Annotated in this window: 16 protein-coding genes; 1 reads left to right on the forward strand and 15 read right to left on the reverse strand. The window is 44.3% G+C overall.

What is annotated here, in order from left to right:
- On the reverse strand, positions 1-796 hold a 796-nt coding region (locus tag DWW90_RS07295), incomplete at its 3' end, for a site-specific integrase (protein ID WP_147382408.1).
- A gap of 229 nt (positions 797-1,025) precedes the next feature.
- Positions 1,026-1,538 carry a GNAT family N-acetyltransferase gene (locus DWW90_RS07305; RefSeq protein WP_122344515.1) on the reverse strand — a complete coding sequence of 171 codons (513 nt, stop codon included), beginning with the start codon at positions 1,536-1,538 and terminating at the stop codon, positions 1,026-1,028.
- Positions 1,539-2,082: 544 nt separating this feature from the next.
- Here DWW90_RS07305 and DWW90_RS20500 point away from each other — a divergent pair.
- Complete coding sequence (locus DWW90_RS20500; RefSeq protein WP_158582826.1) at positions 2,083-2,241, forward strand: hypothetical protein; 159 nt, start codon at positions 2,083-2,085, stop codon at positions 2,239-2,241.
- 227 nt (positions 2,242-2,468) lie between these two features.
- On the opposite strand, the gene pdxA is transcribed toward DWW90_RS20500, so the two are convergent.
- The 13 genes from pdxA to DWW90_RS07375 all read right to left on the reverse strand — a co-directional run bounded on the left by pdxA (position 2,469) and on the right by DWW90_RS07375 (position 21,379).
- Complete coding sequence (gene pdxA / locus DWW90_RS07310; RefSeq protein ID WP_122344516.1) at positions 2,469-3,569, reverse strand: 4-hydroxythreonine-4-phosphate dehydrogenase PdxA; 1,101 nt, start codon at positions 3,567-3,569, stop codon at positions 2,469-2,471.
- A gap of 16 nt (positions 3,570-3,585) precedes the next feature.
- Entirely contained in the window at positions 3,586-4,617 is a 1,032-nt protein-coding gene (locus DWW90_RS07315) for a DUF4837 family protein (RefSeq protein WP_122333011.1), read from the reverse strand.
- Between the two features lie 59 nt (positions 4,618-4,676).
- A complete protein-coding gene (rlmN, locus tag DWW90_RS07320; RefSeq protein WP_122344517.1) occupies positions 4,677-5,708 on the reverse strand; it encodes a 23S rRNA (adenine(2503)-C(2))-methyltransferase RlmN in 1,032 nt (343 codons plus the stop codon).
- Positions 5,709-5,816: 108 nt separating this feature from the next.
- Positions 5,817-7,955, reverse strand: a complete 2,139-nt coding sequence (locus tag DWW90_RS07325; RefSeq protein ID WP_115498230.1) for a SurA N-terminal domain-containing protein — start codon at positions 7,953-7,955, stop codon at positions 5,817-5,819.
- A 98-nt stretch (positions 7,956-8,053) separates the two neighbouring features.
- Positions 8,054-9,310: a hemolysin family protein gene (locus DWW90_RS07330; protein ID WP_122344518.1), complete on the reverse strand. Its 1,257-nt coding sequence runs from the start codon at positions 9,308-9,310 to the stop codon at positions 8,054-8,056.
- Positions 9,311-9,991: an LPS export ABC transporter periplasmic protein LptC gene (gene lptC / locus DWW90_RS07335; RefSeq protein ID WP_122333014.1), complete on the reverse strand. Its 681-nt coding sequence runs from the start codon at positions 9,989-9,991 to the stop codon at positions 9,311-9,313. It abuts the gene before it with no gap.
- A 2-nt stretch (positions 9,992-9,993) separates the two neighbouring features.
- Positions 9,994-11,358: a lipopolysaccharide assembly protein LapB gene (locus DWW90_RS07340; RefSeq protein ID WP_122344519.1), complete on the reverse strand. Its 1,365-nt coding sequence runs from the start codon at positions 11,356-11,358 to the stop codon at positions 9,994-9,996.
- Positions 11,359-11,387: 29 nt separating this feature from the next.
- On the reverse strand, positions 11,388-12,677 hold the full coding sequence (locus DWW90_RS07345) for a hypothetical protein (RefSeq protein ID WP_115498226.1): 1,290 nt from the start codon (positions 12,675-12,677) through the stop codon (positions 11,388-11,390).
- A complete protein-coding gene (locus tag DWW90_RS07350; RefSeq protein WP_122344520.1) occupies positions 12,664-13,443 on the reverse strand; it encodes a type III pantothenate kinase in 780 nt (259 codons plus the stop codon). The genes DWW90_RS07345 and DWW90_RS07350 overlap by 14 nt, the downstream gene beginning before the upstream one ends.
- A gap of 74 nt (positions 13,444-13,517) precedes the next feature.
- Entirely contained in the window at positions 13,518-17,540 is a 4,023-nt protein-coding gene (locus DWW90_RS07355) for a glycoside hydrolase family 2 TIM barrel-domain containing protein (RefSeq protein ID WP_122344610.1), read from the reverse strand.
- Positions 17,541-18,491: 951 nt separating this feature from the next.
- Positions 18,492-19,337 (reverse strand): energy transducer TonB, encoded by an 846-nt coding sequence (locus DWW90_RS07365; RefSeq protein WP_122344522.1) that lies wholly within the window; start codon positions 19,335-19,337, stop codon positions 18,492-18,494.
- A complete protein-coding gene (locus DWW90_RS07370) occupies positions 19,334-20,923 on the reverse strand; it encodes a hypothetical protein (protein WP_147382409.1) in 1,590 nt (529 codons plus the stop codon). Before DWW90_RS07370 ends, DWW90_RS07365 begins: the two co-directional genes overlap by 4 nt.
- 54 nt (positions 20,924-20,977) lie before the next feature.
- The gene (locus tag DWW90_RS07375; protein ID WP_122344524.1) at positions 20,978-21,379 is read right to left on the reverse strand and encodes a hypothetical protein; all 402 of its coding nucleotides are present in this window, start codon (positions 21,377-21,379) and stop codon (positions 20,978-20,980) included.
- Positions 21,380-21,508: the final 129 nt, after the last annotated feature.

The raw sequence follows: 21,508 nt of genomic DNA on the forward strand, positions 1-21,508 counted from the left end.
CCTGACTGATCACACTGATCTCGACGTGGCATCTATAGGCTTCCGAGGCCCAGCTATGCCGGAACACGTAGCTGGTAAGCGGCACGGCAAGTCCCAACAGGCGGCCGATCTCTTTCAGATGGCGGTTATGAAGGGCCAAAGCGGCTTTGTAGGTCTCGTGGCGGGCATCCGCAGGCAAGACCGGGAAAAGATACACCGAATCCGGACGGGCATACCGTTCGATCAGTTGACGCATCCCCGTATTGATACCGATCTGGATCAGCACCCCCGTTTTCCGCCGCCGGTAAACGAGCAGCCGCCCTCCATCCTGGATATTCTCGCGTGTGAGGTGCACTAAGTCCGTAAACGGCATCCCGCAGGCCATAAAGCTGAACAGCGCCAGATCAACCGCCCCGGCCAGCTCCGGCTTTCCCCGCAGGTTCAGCCCGGCAATCCTCTCGACCACCTCGACCGGCACAGCCCGTTTTTTCGTCTCCTCCCGTTTCAGCCGCAGCCCCGCAAAAGGATTCTCCTTCCAGCGGCCACCCGCCTCCCGGCAGGCAGCGTTATACATCGCCCGAAGGCTACTCATATAACTGTTCACCGTGTTCACCCGCAGCCCTTCCTTCCGCAGCGCCACCCTGAACCCCGCAACCCTTGCCGCCGTCACCTCCTGCAACAGCAACCTCTCCTTCATGCAATACCGTCCAAACCGGTTCCGCACCGCCCTGTACAAGTCCGCCGTACTCTCAGCGCCCGCCTCCCGCTTGCGCCTTTCTAACGACCGCATACTTTCACTAAAATCACTTTTTCGCATAAGCCTTTATCTATCTGATTAAAAATGATAAAGGTACAACAGATAAGAAGGGGAAATGGCTATTTGGTTGAGCTTGACAAGTTGATCCCCTGAGACATACTCTGTTCAATGAAAACAACGCTTAATTTCTCCATATTTTAATTGTACCAAATTCGGTACAATTAAAATTGGGGTTATACAATATTTCCCATTCGCTAAGATATTCTATGACAGCAAAAGGAACGGCAGATTACAAATACACTATATCAAAATACATCATACGGGTATGTTCGTCGTCATCATCAGAAAGCACCATCTTGAAATCGTTTCTTTCATAAAAAGGGACAGCAGAAAGATACGCATCCACTGTGAGGAAGCGAAAAGCGGAATAATATGCTTTTTCAGAAACATCCAGTTTTATAGAAGCCATTAGTTCACTGCCTAATCCTTGTCCTTTATAGGTCGTTGACACTGCAAATCGCCCTATTTTAATAGCGGGATAGCTGTTGAAATGCTTTTGATGCGGAAACATTTTTTTAAATTTCCGCCACGTGGCATTATTCGTATCCCGTTTGGATATTTTATCATTCAACAGACTGTAATAAGCAATTATCTCCCCTTCTTCTCCTAATAGCAGGTAAGTGAAAGCCAGATTCTTTTCGGCATAGAGTTTGGCATCATTCAATAAAAAACCATTCAAATCGGCATCACCGCAATCGAATGGTTTTAATTCGTAGTCTGTAGTCAATTGAATCAGCTCCATTGTATTCTAAATTTTTATAATCAATTTACGCCGGAACTCCTCACATTGTTTACGCAACTTCTCGCGATTGGCTTTACGCTCCTCCGCGCTTAAATTGTCCACACGTCGCATTTCTTCTTCAAAGCGGCGCGCATCTTCCCCGAATAATATCGGGGTTTCTCTGATAGGTCTTGCCATACAGCTTTTCCTCCTTTCTATTTTATTTTCACAATGCAAAGGTAACCCCTTTTCCCCTAATCTCCAACACTATCTCTCTAAGAACGCTTTTATTTTCAATATATTGGCGAGGTTGAACTAAAAGTTATCCTTTTGCATGGAACGTTTTTTACAATAACCCTCTTTTTTCTATTTCACCGTAAAAAAGGCGTTGTTCCGGTTTGACATTTAGCTACCGGGACAGCGCTTTTTATGACATGCGGATAAACGGGCTGCGCGGCTCGTTTTAATGGCAGGACAATTGTCAAGCCATAATATATTCTTGCTGACATTCCGATAAAGCTTAACTTCCGGAGAATCGAATATTTGAAACAACAAAGGGGAGGATATGGAAATATGGGAAGGAGCAGAAGTTGATTTCGGAAGGAGCCGGCACCTCATTTCCATGAAGTCGGACTTCATCGCGATGACCCGGAACTTCGTTGCTTTGAAGTCTGACTTCATGGGTGACGAAGGTAAACTTCAGAGCGATGAACCGATACTTTAGGGGAATTTTCTGCGCACCTCGCGGTAATAACCGGGGAGTAGCCGTGATTTTTTGTCCGGGGGCAACTGTTCGAAAGGTTCTTCACGGAAGCTTTACAGAAGCATTTCAAGACGTTTTTTACAATAAGCCTACCCTAATCTCACAAAAAAAGCTGTGTCAAAAGTTCCATTTATAGCGTTAGAACTTACTTTTGACACAGCCCTCCATCATACATCAGGTCTCAGACCTTAGACCTCTTCTTCTTTCGTCAAGTCGAGTTTTTCGTTGTCGCCTCCCTTATCGAAATATTGTTTGCGTAAGGGGTTGGCGGTTGCTTCCCGGTAGTTCATACGGTTGCGGTAAATATCCAGGGCTGCGTATAAAGCCTGGCGGAAAGATTCTTCGGAAGCTATATTCCGGCCGGCAATATCGTAGGCCGTGCCGTGAGCCGGGGAAGTACGTACGATCGACAGGCCGGCTGTATAGTTAACGCCGTCGTCCATTGCCAACGTCTTAAACGGAGCCAATCCCTGGTCATGGTACATAGCCAGGACACCGTCGAACTTCTCATACATCTGCGAACCGAAAAAGCCGTCGGCGGCATAGGGTCCAAAAGACATCACGCCTCTCTTTTCGGCCTCCTGGATAGCGGGAATAATGATTTCTTCCTCTTCCTTCCCGAGCAGTCCGGCATCGCCGGCATGCGGATTCAGGGCAAGAACAGCTATGCGGGGACGTACGATCCCGAAGTCCTGTTTAAGCGACTGATTAAAGATACGCAATTTCGAAACGATGTCTTCGACAGATATCTTCGACGCGACCTGTGCCAGGGGAATATGCCCCGTCACCAACGCAACCCGGAGACTGTCTTTCATCAGAATCATCAAAGCTTTCTTTCCTAAACCGCCGAAACACTGTTCCAGATATTCCGTATGGCCGGGGAAATGAAATTGTTCATTCTGTATGTTGTGCTTGTTGATAGGAGCCGTCACCAGGACATCCACAACACCGCGTTTCAAGTCGGTTACAGCGGCCTCCAAAGCCATATAAGCGGCTTCTCCGGCAACAGATGTAGACTGACACAATTCAACCTTTGTCTCGTCATCCACGCAGTTGATAATGTTCACCCGGTTTACCCCGGCATCTTCAGCCTGTGCAATGATACTCAAATTCACAGCGGGCAGTTCCAAAGCCTTCCGGTGATAAGCGGCGATCTTCGACGAACCGTAAATGACCGGCGTACAAAGTTCGGCTATACGGGTATCGGACAAAGTTTTCAGTATCACTTCGTATCCGATACCGTTTATATCTCCGTGAGTAATACCCACTTTAATCAATCGTTCTTCCATTTATTATGTATGTTTGTTACTTCTCTTCTGGGACATCCGGTTTTTCTATCGCCGTTTCTTCAAATTCGCCCGGCAGGCGCAATGTGTACAAAGCCGATTCGATACGGCGGATAAAGTTTCGTTTATCCGTTTCAGGTGCGAATACGAATCCTTCGACGACCACTACCCGGTTATTCTTTTCATCCAGGCGGGCATGGCTGACAAACGGACCGCCCATCATATCGCCTTTCATATGCCACAATCCACGCAGCACACCGCAATATTTACCGTTTATCGTGGTCGGGGTGTATGTCACCCAAGCCGTATCCGTAGCCATATAGGAACCGGGGAAGGTTCCCGGCATATTCGCCTTCATGACCGAATCCCGTTTGGCGATCAGGTAATCGGCAGTGAATGTGTCGGCATCCTCATATGGGAAATCATATACGACAATATCCGTACGCCCTGTATTGGCATTGTTGGACGCCCAGAAAAAGTCGGTCGTATCACGGAAATAAGTCATATTGCCCGGGGCATTCAATATCACGTTGAAGCGGTCCTTGACATGATTTGCCACTACGACACTATGTTCTTTTTCCAATTGCCCGATCGTACGGTTTCTTTCACATTTGGTGAAAAAATCTACGATATTACGCGGATGGGCCTTGACATATTCAAGAATCGCTTCGTCATCGGGGGCTGTCAACACCATAACAACCTGTCCCTTTGCCCAACGGTTGTTTTCGTAGCTTAGCGAAACTTTCGTGTACTGGGTTTTGTCTATCTTGACTATCAAGATATTACGCACATATGTCAACAGACCGTTAAACTGATCCGGAGTTACATATGTAATCTTAAAAGCAGGCTCTGCCTGAGGCAGTCCCGGTATATCGGAAGTCAGTTCGGCCTTGATAGCCTTCCCGGCAGGAGCGTCCCAGTCGGCTTTATTCATTGTTACCACCACTTCATAGGCGAAACCGGTAGCGTTTCTTACTATCGGGCCCGAACTACATGCCCCCATCAGTACAAGAAGCATTAAAAAACTGATTAATAAAGAATGTGTTTTCATACCCGTTTATTTTTTTGTTATACAAATATAGTTCCTTTTTCCCTCAACAGAGGCCTTTTCTACCCTTTTTGTTGTTTCTTAGCCGTAGAAAGCATTCCGCATGCAGCAAATATATCTTCCCCACGCGACGACCGGATCGTACAGACTACGCCGGCGGCATTTAAGGTATCCCGGAATGCTTCCATCCTACCCAGATCCGAGCTCTCCAACGGAACGTCAGGGATTGCATGGAAACGAATCAGGTTGACTCTACAGGGGACTTTGTTTAATAAACAAATCAGGGCCTTTGCATGTTGAAGATCATCGTTCAAATTTTTAAAAACAATGTATTCGAATGACACGCGGCGTTGGTGGGTAAAATCGTATTGTTTGATCGTCTCGATTATATCGCGTGCCGGGAAAGCCTTTTCGACCGGCATCAGGGAAAGGCGTTCTGCCGGATATGGAGAATGAAGGCTGACTGCCAAGTGGCATTCGCTCTCTTCGAGAAAGCGTTTAAGTCCTTTGGCCACTCCGATCGTGGAGACGGTAATCCGTTTCAGACTCCAGGCATACCCGTACGATGCAGTCAGAATCTCCAGCACTTTGAACAGTTCGTCCACATTGTCCAGCGGCTCTCCCATCCCCATAAAAACGATATTGGTCAATTCATCCGTTTCCGGAAGGGATTGTATCTGGTTCAGGATTTCGTTAGCCGTCAGATTCTTGGTAAAACCTTGCTTGCCCGTCATACAGAAAAGGCAGTTCATTTTGCAGCCCACCTGTGAAGAGACACACAGAGTTGCCCTGTCGTCTGTCGGAATATAGACCGACTCTACAAAATTGCCCGGGCCGGCCGGATAGAGATATTTGATTGTCCCGTCCACCGATTTCATCAGGTCGGAAGGAGGCACAGCCCCTACTTCAAAGTTTTCTTCCAGCAAAGCGCGTTTAGCTGCCGCAATGTTTGTCATGGCAGCGATGGAGGCCACTTTCTTTTTATACAGCCAATCTGCCATTTGCTTTGCAGCATACCCCGGAAGTCCGACTTCGGCAGCCACCTCTTTCAACTCTTCCAAGGTCATTCCCAATAAACGTCTTTTCTCACTCATGATCCTTCATCTGTTTCTTTGGCGCAAAGATATAAAAAAACCGCCAATCGGGATACGACTGGCGGTTTCCTATGATGTCCGGCAGCAAGCTGCCGCTATTGTTTACGATTAATAGAAACGGATACGGTTGTCTTCGACATCTGCCTTGTTAACCAATGACTGGATAGCCTGGAAACCGAAACGGTAAGCATTGGAAGCATCCAATGTTTTGACTTCGGCTGCTTCGTCATAATCCTTAGCGTCTTTGTTTTGTCCGTACACTTTGAATACATATACACCGTTGTTGCCTGCAACCGGAGCGCTCAACTGGCCTTCCTGAGCCAGTGAAACCATAGCATTCAGTTTCGGTTCGACACCGATACCGGCGATACGGCGTGTTGCAAAGCTAACAAACTTAACAGAATCCACAGAAGAGTTCATCGCCTGTGCATAAGCATCGACAGAAGTCAGATTCTTTGCAGCCAGATCCTGAGAAATCTTTTCGCCTTTCTTCTGGGCTACCAATTCAGACTTCAACATCGGAGTAACCGATTCAACAGAACGATAACCTTCCGGCAATGTTCCCTGAATAGCTGCAATCACAAACTTATCATCACATTCGAAGATTTCAGAGATATCGCCTTTCTTGTTCTGGAAAGCCCAACGGACAACCGGACGGGAGTTCTTGATAGAACCCAAAAGCTGGTCGTTAGCTGTAACCGTTACATTTGAGAGCAGGTTATAACCGGCTTCTTTTGCAGCGTCATCCAACTTATTCATATCGTGATTTTTAGAGATGAACTGGTTCAGCTCGTTATAGATATTACCATAAGTCTTTGTGCTCGGAGATACAGTCATATCGATATCGGCTACTTTATATTTATCGACATTGGCTGTCTTTTCAGTAACCTTGACAATATGTGTTCCATACAGTGATTTTACGATTGAATAATCATTAACCGGAGTAGAGAAGACTGCTTTCTTGAAATCTTCGTTTACGCCTCTTAAAGCTGTTGCTTCCGTGAACCAACCTAATTCGCCACCCTTTTCAGCAGCCTGGTCAGCAGAGAACTCTCTTGCCAGTTCAGCAAAATCGCCGCCTTTCTTCAATACGTTCAGCAAGCTGTCGGCTTTAGCCTTAATTGCAGCTTCATCACCAGTATTGGCCAACATGATATGGCTTACTTTTACAGAGTCGGGAGCAACTGTCTTGTCAACCAGCTTGAACATTCTGTATTTATCGTTTTCAAATACCGGGCCATATACATCACCGACATTTGCAGTCTTTACAAACTGTTTCATTTCAGCATCCAATGCGTTTTCTGCGAAGAAAGCATCCAGATAAGGTATTTCAGAATTTTCAGTAACCAGGTCAGCTACCCGATCCGTAGAGGCCAATTCACTCTTCAATGATTCGATCTCTGCACTTGCCTTATCATAGTCTTCCTTGCTCGGACGGATATCGACAGCAATATATTTGATTACTTTACCTTCTTTTTGTTTGAACAACTCTTTGCGTTGGTTGTACAGCTTTTCAATTTCGCTCTTGCTTACCTGAACTGTAGAATCAGGAATCGTAGCGTAAGACTGCATTGCATAAACGATATCCGAACTTACGGCAGAACCGTCGAAAGCGTCTTTTGCATCCAGCTTATTAGCAGAAACAGCCTTGCTTAACAGCGTCGTATATTTCTGTTCCAGACGCTGACGTTTGATATTCTTTTCCCAGAACATCCAGAACTGGCGGGCCTGCATCAACTGTGCCTGCTGGTCGGCAGGATAGTTGGCGATGTTATCATCGTCGATAGTCTTCAAAAAGTTCAGTAATGCAGTTTTATCGAATGCGCCTGTCTGAGGATTCACAAACATCTGCATCTGTTGGATCATCGGAGAAATGTTTTCACCCTGAACCATATCGAACAGTTCTTCCGGGCTGACAGTCAAGCCTAATTTGGAAGTCGCATTATCCAATACGATCTCCTGTACCATACCATCGAATACAGACTGACGGATCTGAGTCTGATATTCTTCGGGCAGACTGGCCGAACCTGACTGCATCTTGTACATTTCAGTCATCTCGTCTACACGATTCTGATAATCCTGAATTTTAATAACTTCTCCGTCTACTTCCGCAACCTTCTCCTGAGATTGTCTGAAATAAGTAGAACCGGAGTTCAAAAAGTCACCGATGATAAAAGCGAACAATGCCAAACCCACAACGAGTACTAACAGTCCTGCTTTGCTTCTGATTTTTTCCAGCGTAGCCATTTATCTTTATCTATTTTTAAAGTTTATTATTCCACATTTTAAGGGCACGAAGATACGAAAAAAAGAGATTGCTGCATCTTTTTATGCTCTTTTTTTAATTAACTCGTTACTTTCATACGAACTAACTCGATTTTCGTCGCTGTAACTTTTATGATTTTAAAAGAATACTTATCAATTACTACCGTTTCATTCAGCTTCGGAAACTTCTGATAGAAGTGCAGAATGAAACCGGCGATCGTGACATAATCATCCGATTCCGGCAACTCCAAATTGAACTTCTCGTTCAAAGTGTCGATCTCCATACGGCCGGACAGCAGGTATTCGTCATCTCCGACCTTCCTTGCCACATAGGACTTTATATCATGTTCGTCTTCAATTTCCCCGAAAATTTCCTCCACCAGGTCTTCCAAGGTCACAATACCGGAGGTTCCTCCGAATTCATCCACCACGACAGCCAGGCTCTTCTTATCCTGCATCAGGACTTTCATCAGCTTATTGGCAGCCATCGTTTCCGGCACGATCGAGACACTCCGGATGCTCTGCGTCCAATCCTCCGGATTCTTAAACATCTCCGACGAATGGATGTATCCGATAATATCGTCTATATTCTCATTATATACGAGTATCTTGGAAAGTCCGGTTTCAATAAAACGGGAACGTAGCTCTTCTATTGTTACCGTCTTGTCGCACGCTACAATCTCTGTCCGGGGAACAATACAATCGCGCAGACGCACGTTTGAGAAGTCAAGTGCATTCTGGAATATCTTGACTTCCGTATCCATATCCGAATTCTGCGGCGCATCCTCTATACTCTGTTGAATGAAGTAATCGAGGTCCACCTTTCCCAAAGCCCGCTGTGTCGAATCGGTCACGTTCTTTACCCCGACAATCTTCAGAATCAAAAAGGAAAGTAAAGACGAGAACTTGGAAATCGGATATAATACGATATAAATGATCAATAAAGGTACCGAAAACAAGGTAAGTGAAAAATTCGGATTCAGCTTAAATATCGTTTTCGGAATAAATTCACCCGTAAACAAAATCAGAAGGGTGGAAATGATAGACTGGATCAACACGATCAGCGCCTCGTTATTGACCACACGGGCGATAAACGGCTCCAAGACAATAGCCATCTGCAGGCCGTAAACAACCAATGCGATGTTGTTTCCGACCAACATCGTCGAAATAAACTGATGCGGATTCCGGTAAAAGATTTCCAGAATTTTGCTCGTCAGGCTTTTTTCTTTCTTGTCGAGTTCAAAGCGCAGCTTATTCGAAGAGATAAAAGCAATCTCCATTCCTGAGAAAAAAGCCGAAAAAGCCAGTGATATTAATATGTATGTCAATGCTCCCATTTAGTTTGTATCAGAGGTCACAGGCTGTACCGTCGGGATAGCATTAACGGCAACGGAATCTACCGAAGCCTCAGTATTCGTTGAATCGGCGACAGCCGACTCATTTACCGGGAAAACACCCTGTGAATTAAATATCTTATAACGAGTCATATCCTGATTAGATTCGAACCCGATACCTGTTATTATCTTATCCTCTTCTTCTATCCGTATATACTTATCGGAATAGACTTTTTCTTCTTTCTGATCAAAAAAGAGCAGGGAAGTCTCAAACTTCTTTCCTTCCACACTTTCTATTTTCACGTTTCCGATCAGTTTCCACAGTTCTTTTTTCTTATAATTATAGACCGTATCAGCTTTGACACTTGCTACCGTATTGAACAAGGTATCGAATTTTTCCACATAAAAACCTTCCGGGAAATACAAAAACGGTTCTTTCGCCTTATCGAAGCTCAACATTTCTTTAGCATTCACACGATAACGCGTAATCCCCGAATCGGAAATTAAGGTTGAGTAGTCCGTAGTCTTCAAGGTATAGGTTGTCTCCGGGTCGAAGGCTACCACCACGACCTCTTTATTATCACTCCCGCAAGAGGCAGTAAATAAAAGAAGCATAACAACTACCGTAAAGATAGTTGTTATGCCTTGATTATTCGTTTTACAAAGAAAACGGTTCCAATTCATACTTATCGGATTGTTACAGTCTCACCGATCCAGCCGCCAATTCTGAATGTTTTACCTTTTTCCAGATCCGGGTGCATGAATACTTCTTCCGTAGAAGGAAGATGAGCACGATACGTATTAGCCAATTTTGCAGCGTCTTCTGCTACGTTCTGATCCACCTGTCTTGCCTTTTCAAATTTGTCAATAGCTGCATAATATACAACTTTTGCCAATACCGGGTCATTCGGATAAATAGACTTGGCAGATTTAGCATACATGTTACCGATCATGATATACGGTGCTCCGTAATCCGGATTTGTTTCGACAGCTTTCTGGCAATACTGTCTTGCTTTTGCCAAGTTGTTCTGTTCGAACAAAAGTACACCGATCAGGTAGTAATCTTCAGCTTTTGAAACAGCATCTGTTTCCATGTTGGCTGCTTCTTCAAAATACTTGATTGCCTTATCGTAATCTTTTGCTTTTACAGCTTGTTTTGCAATACCCAGAGCTGCATCTGCACTCGGTTCCAATTCATAAGCATAGGCAGCAGCCGTATAGAATGCTTCGATTTCCTGGCAACGAACACGTCTCAACATAGAAACGATTTCTTTCAGGGCTTCCAGATTACCCTTGGCAGCTTCTACCTTAGGAGCATACATACCCTGCAAAGTCTCACAGTCAGCAGCGCCACTACCGGCAAAACCGCCGTCGATAGCAGATTTGTAAGTAGTCAGGTTCTTCACTTCCTTCTCATTATTTGCAGCCTGAGCAGCAGCTAACTGAGTAGCAATGATCTTAGAACACTTCAGATAATCTTCCAGGTAAGTTTCCTTGAAGTTCGGATCAGCCAGCAACTGACGGTGGGAAGCCATCATATACAGGGAGACACCCATTGCTTCGGTATTTTCACCAAACTCATTGATAACATCACCTAACCAAGCATAGTATACTTTAGGATCGGCATCATCACCCTTCAAGCGGATATAATCGGCCGCTTTACGAGCAACAATCCAGTCCTTACCATATTTCCGGTCATTGCCGAAATATTTCACACGCGTATCATAAACTTTCATCAATTCATCGATAAGAGCAGCTTTCTTAGCCGGATCCGTTTCTGTATTGATTTTCCAGTCCATGATTTTCACGCCATACAGGTAAATATCCTTATGAGCTCCCGGACATTCGGTATAAGCCTGGTGCCAGAATTCATAAGCATCCTTGAAATTCCCTGCTTTGGCGTAAGGGGTAAACAAGCTGATATTGGTAATACAACGTACGCTGTCTTCACCAGACCCGAACGGAGTACCAGTATCCACACCTTTTTGTGCATAAGCTCCGAACGACATCATCGAGCATCCGAGAGCTAATAATAATACTTTGATCTTCATATTTATTTCTATTAAAGTTAACTATTTAATTAATCGACCTTAAACTTCATAAACCAAGCTTCGTTGAACGTATAGTTCACAGTAAAACGGAAGTATTGTTCATCAATCATATTCATCCGTACTTCCGGTTTCTTTTTTACATATTCAAACGATATGTTTATCAATGAACGGTTATCGATCAACGGTAATCCTAAACCGAGACTTGCTCCGATTTCATTATAACCATCTCCGGAAGGATTAGCCTCAGTCCGGTTCATACGCAAATATGAATTGCCATAATGAAAACCTGCACGATAGCGAACCCGGCTGAAATATGATTTACGCATATAATCCGGAATGAACTCACCACCAACAGCTATACGGTAACGGTCTTTAAAATTACCTTTCTCACCAAAGTAAAGCATTTTTCCCCAATCTTCATAGGAAAAATCAGCCGCTAACGTTAATTTATTTTGTTTCACATATGAAAGGCCAACTCCATACTTGTTCGGAAGCCCGAATTCTTTGTTAGAAATCGTATCGGAAGAAATGACCTCATCCGTATATCCTCCGGAAGTCAGCGTTTCCGTATAATTATAAGAATCTGCATTCAGATTCCTTTTCGGAGAAAAGACAAGCCCTAATGTGACACTCTCCGTTTTACTGAAAGGATGTGTATATTGCACTCCGAAATCCATCAGGAGATCACGCACTCTCAACTCTTGGCTACGGGAAGTATTATAAGCGCCTGAACCTTCCGCAGCCATATTGATTAACTGCGAATGCTTAATATTCCCGAACAAAAAGCCGAAATTGGCACCGACAGCCAAACGTTTTTTCCAGATATCCACGGAAATACCTCCATACAAATCGCTCAAACCGCCCGATCCGTTATAAGTTTCCGTAAACGTTACATCCTGATCGTTACGCAAAGCCCCGAATTTATATCCGACATAGGAATAGGGCAATAAGCCGACACTCAAGGCTACACGCCGATGGATCGGGAATTGCATCGCGATGTATTCTACATTTCCGTTTATGTCATGCTGGCGGGCATTCCCGTCATCAAACCATGACAATTGGCCGGCTATACCAAAATCAAAGAGAAATGTCAGGGAGTCCATGCAACTGTATGACGCCGGGTTCATCGGATTGATCTGTTTTGGCGAACGTAATCCGTAACCTACACCGCCCATGGCTCGGCCTGCGCCGAACGAACGTTCTCCTAAATCACCATATCCGAAACGGGTATAGGGCGAGTTAGTATTGTTTTGCGCCATCAAAGGCAACAGTGTGAATATAAGAACGCTTGTTATTAGTACCTTATTAATCTTCAACATTATACTCTAAGATTCTGTTTAATCCTGTCAACACTAAATTAATGTCTGCAAAGATGGAGTTTTTTAGCCGTCTTTCAAAATAAAACGAATGACCGCCTGTTAAAAAAACCAAAAGGTTAGGATATTTTAGCCGAAGCTTTTCGATATACCCATCCATCTCGCACACTATACCATTTACTACTCCAGCTTGAATCGCTGTTTCCGTATCCGTTCCGACCAGGGGTATCTCCTCCTGCTCGACCACCAAAGGCAATTTTTTTGTAAACTGGTTCAGAGCCTTGAACCGGGTTGTCATCCCGGGCGAAATATTCCCGCCCAGATAAGCACCGGAAGCATCGACCAGTTCATATGTAATAGCCGTTCCGGCATCGATCACCAGCAAATCCTTTCCAGGTTGCAGGTAATTGGCTCCGACAGCGGCAGCCAGCCTGTCCCGGCCCAATGTTTTGGGAGTTTTATACTGCACCGTAATCGGAAGAGGCACCGTTTCATCCAAAAACACAAAATTCCGAAGATTCGTTTCCAAGTATGCGAGCAGTTCGTCATCTTTGTCTATTACTGTTGAGAATATTCCTTTTGTCAACGGATATTTCTTAAATATGCCAGAGATAACTTCCACGTCGAACTTCTTAAACACAAAAGAAGCTTCCATACGCTTCCCGTTGTATACAGCCACCTTCGATGATGTGTTTCCTTGTTCTATAATAAGATTCACGTGTCTGAATTTTTCCGCAAAGAAACATAAAAATGATGAGATAACAGACATCTTGAAGGCACAAAGTAAAAAAACAGGAAAGAGGACAATCTCTTTCCTGTTTCAATATATGATATAAAGATCAATCAATCAGCAAGAATCACAAGCTCGGCACCCGAAGCAAAATCCTGTCCGCGCTGCTCGCTCAATGCTGTAAAACGGATATAACGGGCTTTTACCGGTTTATCAAACAGCACTTTCTTTTCTTTCAGGTTATTTTCAAAAGTGCCTTTTTGTATCGGTTCGCCCCAGTTTTCACCATCCTGGCTGACATTAATGGAGTAATCCTTGATATTTCCGTTAACGCCATCCTGGCGGGGCAGGAATGCAAATCCTTTAATCAGCTTTTCTTCGCCGGCATCCAGATCCACCCAATGCGGATACTTGGCAACCGTTACTGAAAACATCGTGTGCCAGATCGTATTCGGATCGCCATCCGTCAGGTTCTTGGCATCTCCATAACCGGACTCTTCGCTGCTCGTATAAATTACTTCAGTCTGGATACTTTCTATTTTGCTGAATGAAGCCGTCGCATTGATTTCAGGATTATCCTTAAACCAAGCTTTTACCATGCCGCCATCACGGAATGGAATCGGCTCCGTATATTCTTTTGCTTTCCCTTTTCCATCGATCGTATAGCAGATCACGGCTCCTTTACGCGCAGAAGAAAGCTCTACCGCTCCGGCACGGTTACGCATGATTGTCAACGGTACTTCACCGGCAGGTGCGACATTAGCCGTTGCCGTCAGATCTTTTCCGGCAGGACGGATGATAAAGCCCATATTATGATGGCCGGCAAAAACACGGTCCTGTTCCAACGGCCCGCCTTGTCCGCAACTGTTTCCTCCCAATCCGGTCACAGCTGCATCCAGATGCAGATACGTATCTCCGGCTGCCGGCAACTGATACGGATGCGGTGCCAGAATCAGGTCTAAAGCCGAATACTGGAGAGCGGATGCAGACAAACGGTCGGTGGCCACAAACACGGCACCTTCTCCGGCTGGATTGGTCAATGCACACCAGCGCACATCTTCATGATTTCCCATATCCTGCGGTTTCGGGAAGTTTACAAACTCACCTGCCACCGTATTTTTATGCTGTTCGATAAACTGCCCGCTCTTACGATCGGCATAGTTATCGACCGGTCCACGTCCGTAATAAGTAAAGTCGGCAAACTGTTTCGGCATTTTCATTACATAACCCAAGCGCGGCAAAACCAGACTCGGACGGTTGGATGTGATACTGGACTGCAACTCGATAGAGCCATCCGGATAAACGGTCCAAATCTGATTGGTTACAAATTTAAAATCGTTTTCTCCGAATTTAGAATCTGTCAATTCTTCAATGCTGTTCTTTCCGGAACTTGTCCCACCTTTAATCTTTGCGCCGTTCGGGGCTTGCGATTCAACGGTGAAAGCAAGGACAACCGTACCGTCCTTTTTCTCCAGGATCGTACTGTTCGTTGCTTTATGTTTCAGGTTGTGAAGACCTTGTTCAAACCATTGCGAATAGAACCAGTTATCATTATTGGTAAAAGCACGCAAAGCATCGAGCTTCGGACCATTGCCGTCGGCTATAATCGTTTTACCGCCATACACCAAACTGTAAATCGTACCCGTTCCCATATCGAACTTAGCGACAAAGCCATCGCCTGCTATCGTTTTAATCGAAGCGTCCGAATCATTCAAACTAACTTTTCCGGCAGAAGCTGTCACTTCGGCTATAGAAGGACGTGCTGTCGCCTCCTGCAACAACATCTGTTCTTCTGCCTGCACAAAACCTTTTTCAGCCCAAGGCATATTCTCTTTCAGCAGAAACTGTACCTTTACAAAATACTCCGAACTGTTTTTGAGTTTATCGAAAGGCACAGGAATCGATATTTTCGCTCTGGTACGGGCGGCAATTGTTCCGGCATCAATCAAACCGACTTGAACCTCCTTGCCGTTTTCATAAAGCGACCATTTTACGTCATAATCCGAAAGGTCTTTAAAATAGTACTTATTGAAGACTTCAAAAGAGCCTTTCTGTGCATCAAGGGCTTTCACCTCTATATTCTGGTACACTTTCTTCACTTCGTAATACTGCGGTTTCGGCTCCAGATCACCAAACACGATGCCGTTCATCACAAACTGCCCGTCATTCGGCGTGTCACCGAAATCACCTCCATAAGCCAGATAACGTTTGCCGGTCTTCTTATCGTAGTTGTACATAGACTGATCCACCCAATCCCAGATAGCACCGCCACAGAAGAAGTTCGTCGACTCGATCGCTTCCCAATAATCCACCAGGTTACCGCAAGCATTTCCCATCGAATGGGCATATTCGGAAATATGGAACGGATATTTGATATCATAATCGCCTTTTACTGCGCCACGCGTCCACCCGATAGACGGATATTGGTTCGAACCCATATCCACAATGTCATTATTACGTTCATACTGGACCGGACGTGATTTATCAACCTCCTTCAATGCCTGATAAGCGGCAACGAAGTTATCACCCGGGCCCGCCTCGTTTCCTAACGACCAGATCACGATAGCCGGATTGTTGATATTGGCATGGACCATTTCCAATACGCGTGCCACATGAGCGTTCTTCCATTCAACCGGATGCGACAGGGAAGCTGCGCCATAATAATATTCGTGCGACTCGATATTCGCCTCATCTTCCAGGTAAATACCATATTTATTACACAGGAAATACCAATACGGATCATCCGGATAGTGTGAGTTACGCACATGGTTGATATTGGCACGCTTCATCAGCATCACCTCTTTTTCCATCATCTCACGGGTAATGGCATGTCCGACCGCCGGATTCGATTCGTGACGGTTGACACCTTTCAACTTAACAGTCTTACCATTTATATAATAGTAACGGCCTGCCAAGCCGAATTCATCTTTTTCTGCCGGCGTATCTTTTATCTCTACTTTGCGGAATCCGACAATTGTCGAAACCGTTTCCACCGTCTTTCCTTTGGCATTCTTCAATTCTGCCACCAACGTATAACGATACGGAAATTCGGCCGACCATTTATTGGGAGCCTTCACGTTTAACACAGCCTGTGCTGATTGTGTCTGGCCTGGGTTTACGGCATCGAGCATAGCCGTAGCGATCACATTGTCGACTTTCGTATTCTCATCCGAATACAGTTTGTTTGCATACAACGTATATTCCAGCTTATATCCTTTTGCCGCCTTCTTATCCAGATTGCGCACGTCGGCAGAGATTGCTAACGAACCATCCGTATAGGCAGCATCCAAATCAGGTGTTACAACCAGGTCGCGCACATGCACTTTCGGAACCGAATAGAGAGCCACCGTCCGGAAAATCCCCGGCAGACGGAACATATCCTGCGCTTCCAGGAAAGAGCCGTCGGAACTGCGATAGACTTCTGCCGCCACCACATTTGCCCCTTTACGAAGATAAGGAGTTATATTAAAATTAGCCACGTTGCGGGAATTCTTGGAAAAACCGACATACTGGCCGTTAATCCACAGATAAAAGAAAGAATCGACGCCATCGAAGCTGATAAAGACTTCACGGCCATCCCAATCCTGCGGGATGTCGAAGTTACGACGGTAAGAGCCGACTTCATTCCGGTGTTTATAAGTCGTCCAGTTTGTCGGAGGAGTCCGCATCACACCGCCGCGCCAGTCGTCCACCGCCACTTTATGTTGGAAGATAACGGGCTGGTTCACATAGATAGGCACACCATATTTCTGGCTTCCGTCTTTCTGAATACCATAGATATTCCAGCTGGAAGGAACCGGGATGTTATCCCATCCGGAGGCATCGAACTCTGTTTTATAAAAATCTTTCGGACGGGAATCGGGATCGGGCGCCCAATTGAATTTCCAGTCACCATTCAGCGACTGCCAGAATTTACTGTTTTCAGGCAACACCTTACGGGCATTCTCCACATCCTGGAAAGGGAAAATATAAGCATGCGGCTGTTCTTTGTTCAGAGCCAGATTCTCAGGCGACTCCCATTCTTTACCGGTCGGCGCTTCCACCGGACCATAACTAAATCCCCCAAGCGGCTGTTGATCCGCCATGCCATGAAAAGAGGCACAGCAAAGCGCTAAGGTTAACGAGATTTTTTTCAAGTTGTCCATGTTAGATATTAATAGATTTTATTTGTGTATTCATTCTTAGACGTGCCAAAATGTTCACAAATATACGCAATTAAGACAGGATACGAAAGAATTATCAGTATCTTTATCTATAATCAAAAACAGATACCCCCAGTCCTCTATTTCATAAATTAGCCAAACGCTTTACAGACTACCTTGACAACCCGCTTTTTATTTTATTGAATGGCACAGAAACAGTTTTAAGAAATAATGAGCTATCCTGTTCCCGCGCTCCGACGCGGGATCGCAAAATAGCCTGCCACATCCTTAATCTTCATTTATAGGTTCAGGATAACGCCTGTTTCCTTGCGATCCCGCGTCGGAGCGCGGGAACGGGATAGTTCAGTTCTGCCAAGTTTTGAACCTCCTGCAAACCTAACAGATTACAATAACCCCCCATTTCGGCCGTTTTTCTATTTCATCCGAAATCTTGATCCATTTTGGATTGACTCTTTTCACGGTTTTAATCAGATCGAATGACAATAGAAAAAATGAGGTGCGCAGTCCGTCTCGGAAAGCGTACAATTTGATTACTAAAAAGCGGAAACGCCGACAATGTGATAAACCTTAACTCCCGGAGAATCGAATATTTGAAAATAAAACGGACGGCGTCCCAAATATCGCAAGGAAATTTAGGTGCTTTTTCGCCATGAAAACGGTCCTCTTTTCAATTAGGACGGTCATAATCGCCATTACGACCGTCCTAATCTTTGCGAGGTGCCGAGTGCACTATACATTAGCACGGTCGTGGTGGCAAAGAGGACGGTCATAATTGCGGAAAACGCACAAAAAAGGCGAAAAAGTCCCTTTTCGAGGCCCAAAAAGCGGATTAACATTTGTTTTGTTTCGGATGTCTTTTGGGTCTGAAAAATGCGTTTTATACAATAAGCCCCCCTAAGTAATTGAATGTTGATTTCCTTCTGGTCAGGACTTATCATGCCTACGTTCCTTTTCCCAATTTGTTGATTCGGGATAGAACCAGCGACCGTCTTTTTTATTTTTCCTGGGGGAAAAACTGTAAAAACTTTTGACATTCCGCTTAATATCTTTCGCCGGATTAAACCTTAACGACTTCAAAAGTCCCAGTATAGCACGCCTATCCTCTCCTTCCAAACTCTCTTGGGATGAAAGCGAACAACAATAAGGCTTTCCATTTTCATCTATCAATATCATTGTCTGCAAGTACTGATTTCCATAGTTTATTTCAGACAGCCTTTCACAAATCAAGTCTGCATATTTTTTAGACGACCTCTTCAAACTTGGAGGTACAGCCCAAAATGTAACAAGAGAGTTCTCCATCCATTTCCCATACCTCTCATTAAATTCTTCAAAGCAATCAGATGTATCCTTGTCAAAGAATACCCTACGATTCATTTGTTCATCGAGAAAAAAACCAACCGGAATAACATATCTAACAGCAACTGGCCGATCTTTTTGCTTCGCCGGAGTAACAAATTTAATCAAGCGGGCAACTCGCAACGCCTCCCGATCCAAATCATCACGCACGCCACGAAGAATCTCATGTTTAACCGTATTACCGGCAGTGTCAACCCAAAATTCAACAGAAACCCGTCCCTCTACGGAATCATGAAGCGCTTCAATAGGATAAGATATATTTGATTGAATAAAGGCTTTTATATCCCCATCGAAATAAGGAGGTGCAGAGACAGCAGTAATTAAGAAGTCTTCCTGTTGAACAGAGATAGTATCTGTTTGTGCAGCAACACAAACAGATACCAAACTTAATAATATATTCAACCAGTATTTCATTCTTCTATTCCCGATATTTCAACAAGCCGTTTTCGATCAGGACTGAAAGCATAGATTTTATCTCCAATAGTAAATAAATCAGAGGAAACACGTAAAGTCGCTTTTCTATTTCCTCCAGGGTTCAACAAATAAACATCCTTTTTATAATCGACCATTGAAAAGTCATCCTGCAGCAACCTGTAAAATCCGATTTCCTCAAAAGAGAATGTTTGCAAACGATTCAAAGATTGATCGACATCAAAGACCTGCCCTTTATCCGTGTAAATAAAATAAGTCGGAGTCCCCAACGTTTCATTGCATTTCTTAAAACCGGAACTGTTTTTATCTTCCAAATAAAAAGGACGTTTCACCATGCCTATTATTTTGCCATCCGTTTCGGTATCCCATCGATACTCCATCATGGAATCCGACCCAAACGGAGCTACCACCATCCGGTCTTCAAACAGTAAAACAGCACGTTCGTTGTCTCTGTCAACCCACAAGTCCTCAACCATTTCCTTCTTTTCCGATAAAAAGTGAAAACTGATATTCTTACCTGATTTCCTATCAAAACAGGCAATAAATGGTTTACCGATCTTAGCCCTCAGATGACTCTTGGCATAAGAATCCGAATGATTCCTTATATTATCACGATATCCATATCCATAATTAACCATATACAAATAATCCCCATAAAAAAAGAGTACTGAGCGGGATGCTGAACTTTCAGGAATCGGATATCCCCATTTCATATTTAGTTGCCGATCCAGGCAAAGAAGTTGTTCCCGGTTTGCTACATAAAGCAAAGAATCATCAAGCAACACATCTGAAACGAGATCAACCACTACGTTATTTCCATAAGGAACAACAGCCATCCCTGTTAAAACACCGCTTAAAACGCCTAATGCCCCCAATGCAGCAGTCGCTCTATAGTCATCAACTCCGGTTTTCATCAGAAAACTATTACCTGTTCCATCAGACAAGTTTACAGCATGAAGCCCGTCGGAGACAATCAGCATCGTCGAATCATCCAGCATTAAACTTTCATTCCAACCATACCGATGGCTGATTTCCCGCTTCCATAACATATCACCGGTATTCATATCATAGCCTTGCAATTGTCTGGAAACTCCATTCATTGTACTTCCCTTGTAAGCCAACAAACGATTACCCTGTGTATTCAATGAATAAGGGACCATTTTCTTTCCTTTCCTTATCTCTGCTCCGGTCCGCAAATCAAGTAAAAAGTATTTATCCTTTGAAACAAATGACACTCCTTTATCCGTAAGTTTGGCCTCTTGCATAAAATAATTAATAGGACGTTGCCACAAGACTTTTCTATCAGGCAGAGAAATCATCCATATATCTCCAGTGTTCTTGACAGATGTCTCTTTTTTATTCAGATCGCGACCTTGTACCAAGAGCAACGTCCCTGTAGAATCCGCACTTACAGATTGTATCCAGCAAGGAAAATCAATACATTCTCCTATTATGGCAGTACTGTCCATACGAACTCCAATCGTATCATTTAAAAAGCTCTGTGCTTCACCTTTGACGAGATTCAAGGCTGCAACAACCAACAGTAAATACAATTGTCTTATTCCCATCTTAAATTTAATTATTTCCAAGTTTCGTCACTAATACATTAATATATAGAACGGTTATTCCAATAATATATTCCAAAACCTTTCCGGAAGATGAATATTCTCAACCGGAACAGCATCTCTGAATAAAGGCGCTATCTCTTCCGGGCGGAAACCGGCGATACCGCAACCGATTTCCGTTACCAGAAAAGTCAGTTCAGGATGTTCCTTGGCAAAACGGATGAACTCATCCACATAAGGGCGGATTTCTTCTACTCCGCCATGCATCGTGGGAATGCCATACGTTTGTCCCTGTAATCCGGTGCCTTGTCCCCAGATTGCGCCCCATTTACGGAAGGCTAAAAGCGCCGCGCCTCCACCGTGAGCGCCTTCCAGGTTACTGCCAAACACAAATATTTCTCCTGGATTCAGTTCCTGGATCCGATTGTTTGTAATTCGTTTCTGATTGTTTGTCTTCATCTTGTAATATTTAGTTGACAAATATATCCTTAATTATCATATATATAAAAACTCAAACGACGAAGATATATTGTTTTGAATGTAACCTAATGCCCACTGTAGGAAATATCCGAAAACAAGGACAAATGT

This window comes from Parabacteroides sp. AF17-28 (assembly GCF_003479205.1).
GTDB lineage: Bacteria > Bacteroidota > Bacteroidia > Bacteroidales > Tannerellaceae > Parabacteroides > Parabacteroides acidifaciens.

What these genes read in the sequence shown, in the direction of transcription:
- DWW90_RS07315 (WP_122333011.1), bottom strand. Translation starts at nt 4,617, where the DNA reads ATGAAAACACATTCTTTATTAATCAGTTTTTTAATGCTTCTTGTACTG.
- DWW90_RS07370 (WP_147382409.1), bottom strand. Translation starts at nt 20,923, where the DNA reads ATGGGAATAAGACAATTGTATTTACTGTTGGTTGTTGCAGCCTTGAAT.
- DWW90_RS07325 (WP_115498230.1), bottom strand. Translation starts at nt 7,955, where the DNA reads ATGGCTACGCTGGAAAAAATCAGAAGCAAAGCAGGACTGTTAGTACTC.
- DWW90_RS07375 (WP_122344524.1), bottom strand. Translation starts at nt 21,379, where the DNA reads ATGAAGACAAACAATCAGAAACGAATTACAAACAATCGGATCCAGGAA.
- DWW90_RS07345 (WP_115498226.1), bottom strand. Translation starts at nt 12,677, where the DNA reads ATGTTGAAGATTAATAAGGTACTAATAACAAGCGTTCTTATATTCACA.
- lptC (WP_122333014.1), bottom strand. Translation starts at nt 9,991, where the DNA reads ATGAATTGGAACCGTTTTCTTTGTAAAACGAATAATCAAGGCATAACA.
- DWW90_RS07330 (WP_122344518.1), bottom strand. Translation starts at nt 9,310, where the DNA reads ATGGGAGCATTGACATACATATTAATATCACTGGCTTTTTCGGCTTTT.
- DWW90_RS07305 (WP_122344515.1), bottom strand. Translation starts at nt 1,538, where the DNA reads ATGGAGCTGATTCAATTGACTACAGACTACGAATTAAAACCATTCGAT.
- pdxA (WP_122344516.1), bottom strand. Translation starts at nt 3,569, where the DNA reads ATGGAAGAACGATTGATTAAAGTGGGTATTACTCACGGAGATATAAAC.
- DWW90_RS07340 (WP_122344519.1), bottom strand. Translation starts at nt 11,358, where the DNA reads ATGAAGATCAAAGTATTATTATTAGCTCTCGGATGCTCGATGATGTCG.
- DWW90_RS20500 (WP_158582826.1), top strand. Translation starts at nt 2,083, where the DNA reads ATGGAAATATGGGAAGGAGCAGAAGTTGATTTCGGAAGGAGCCGGCAC.
- DWW90_RS07350 (WP_122344520.1), bottom strand. Translation starts at nt 13,443, where the DNA reads ATGTCTGTTATCTCATCATTTTTATGTTTCTTTGCGGAAAAATTCAGA.
- DWW90_RS07365 (WP_122344522.1), bottom strand. Translation starts at nt 19,337, where the DNA reads ATGAAATACTGGTTGAATATATTATTAAGTTTGGTATCTGTTTGTGTT.
- rlmN (WP_122344517.1), bottom strand. Translation starts at nt 5,708, where the DNA reads ATGAGTGAGAAAAGACGTTTATTGGGAATGACCTTGGAAGAGTTGAAA.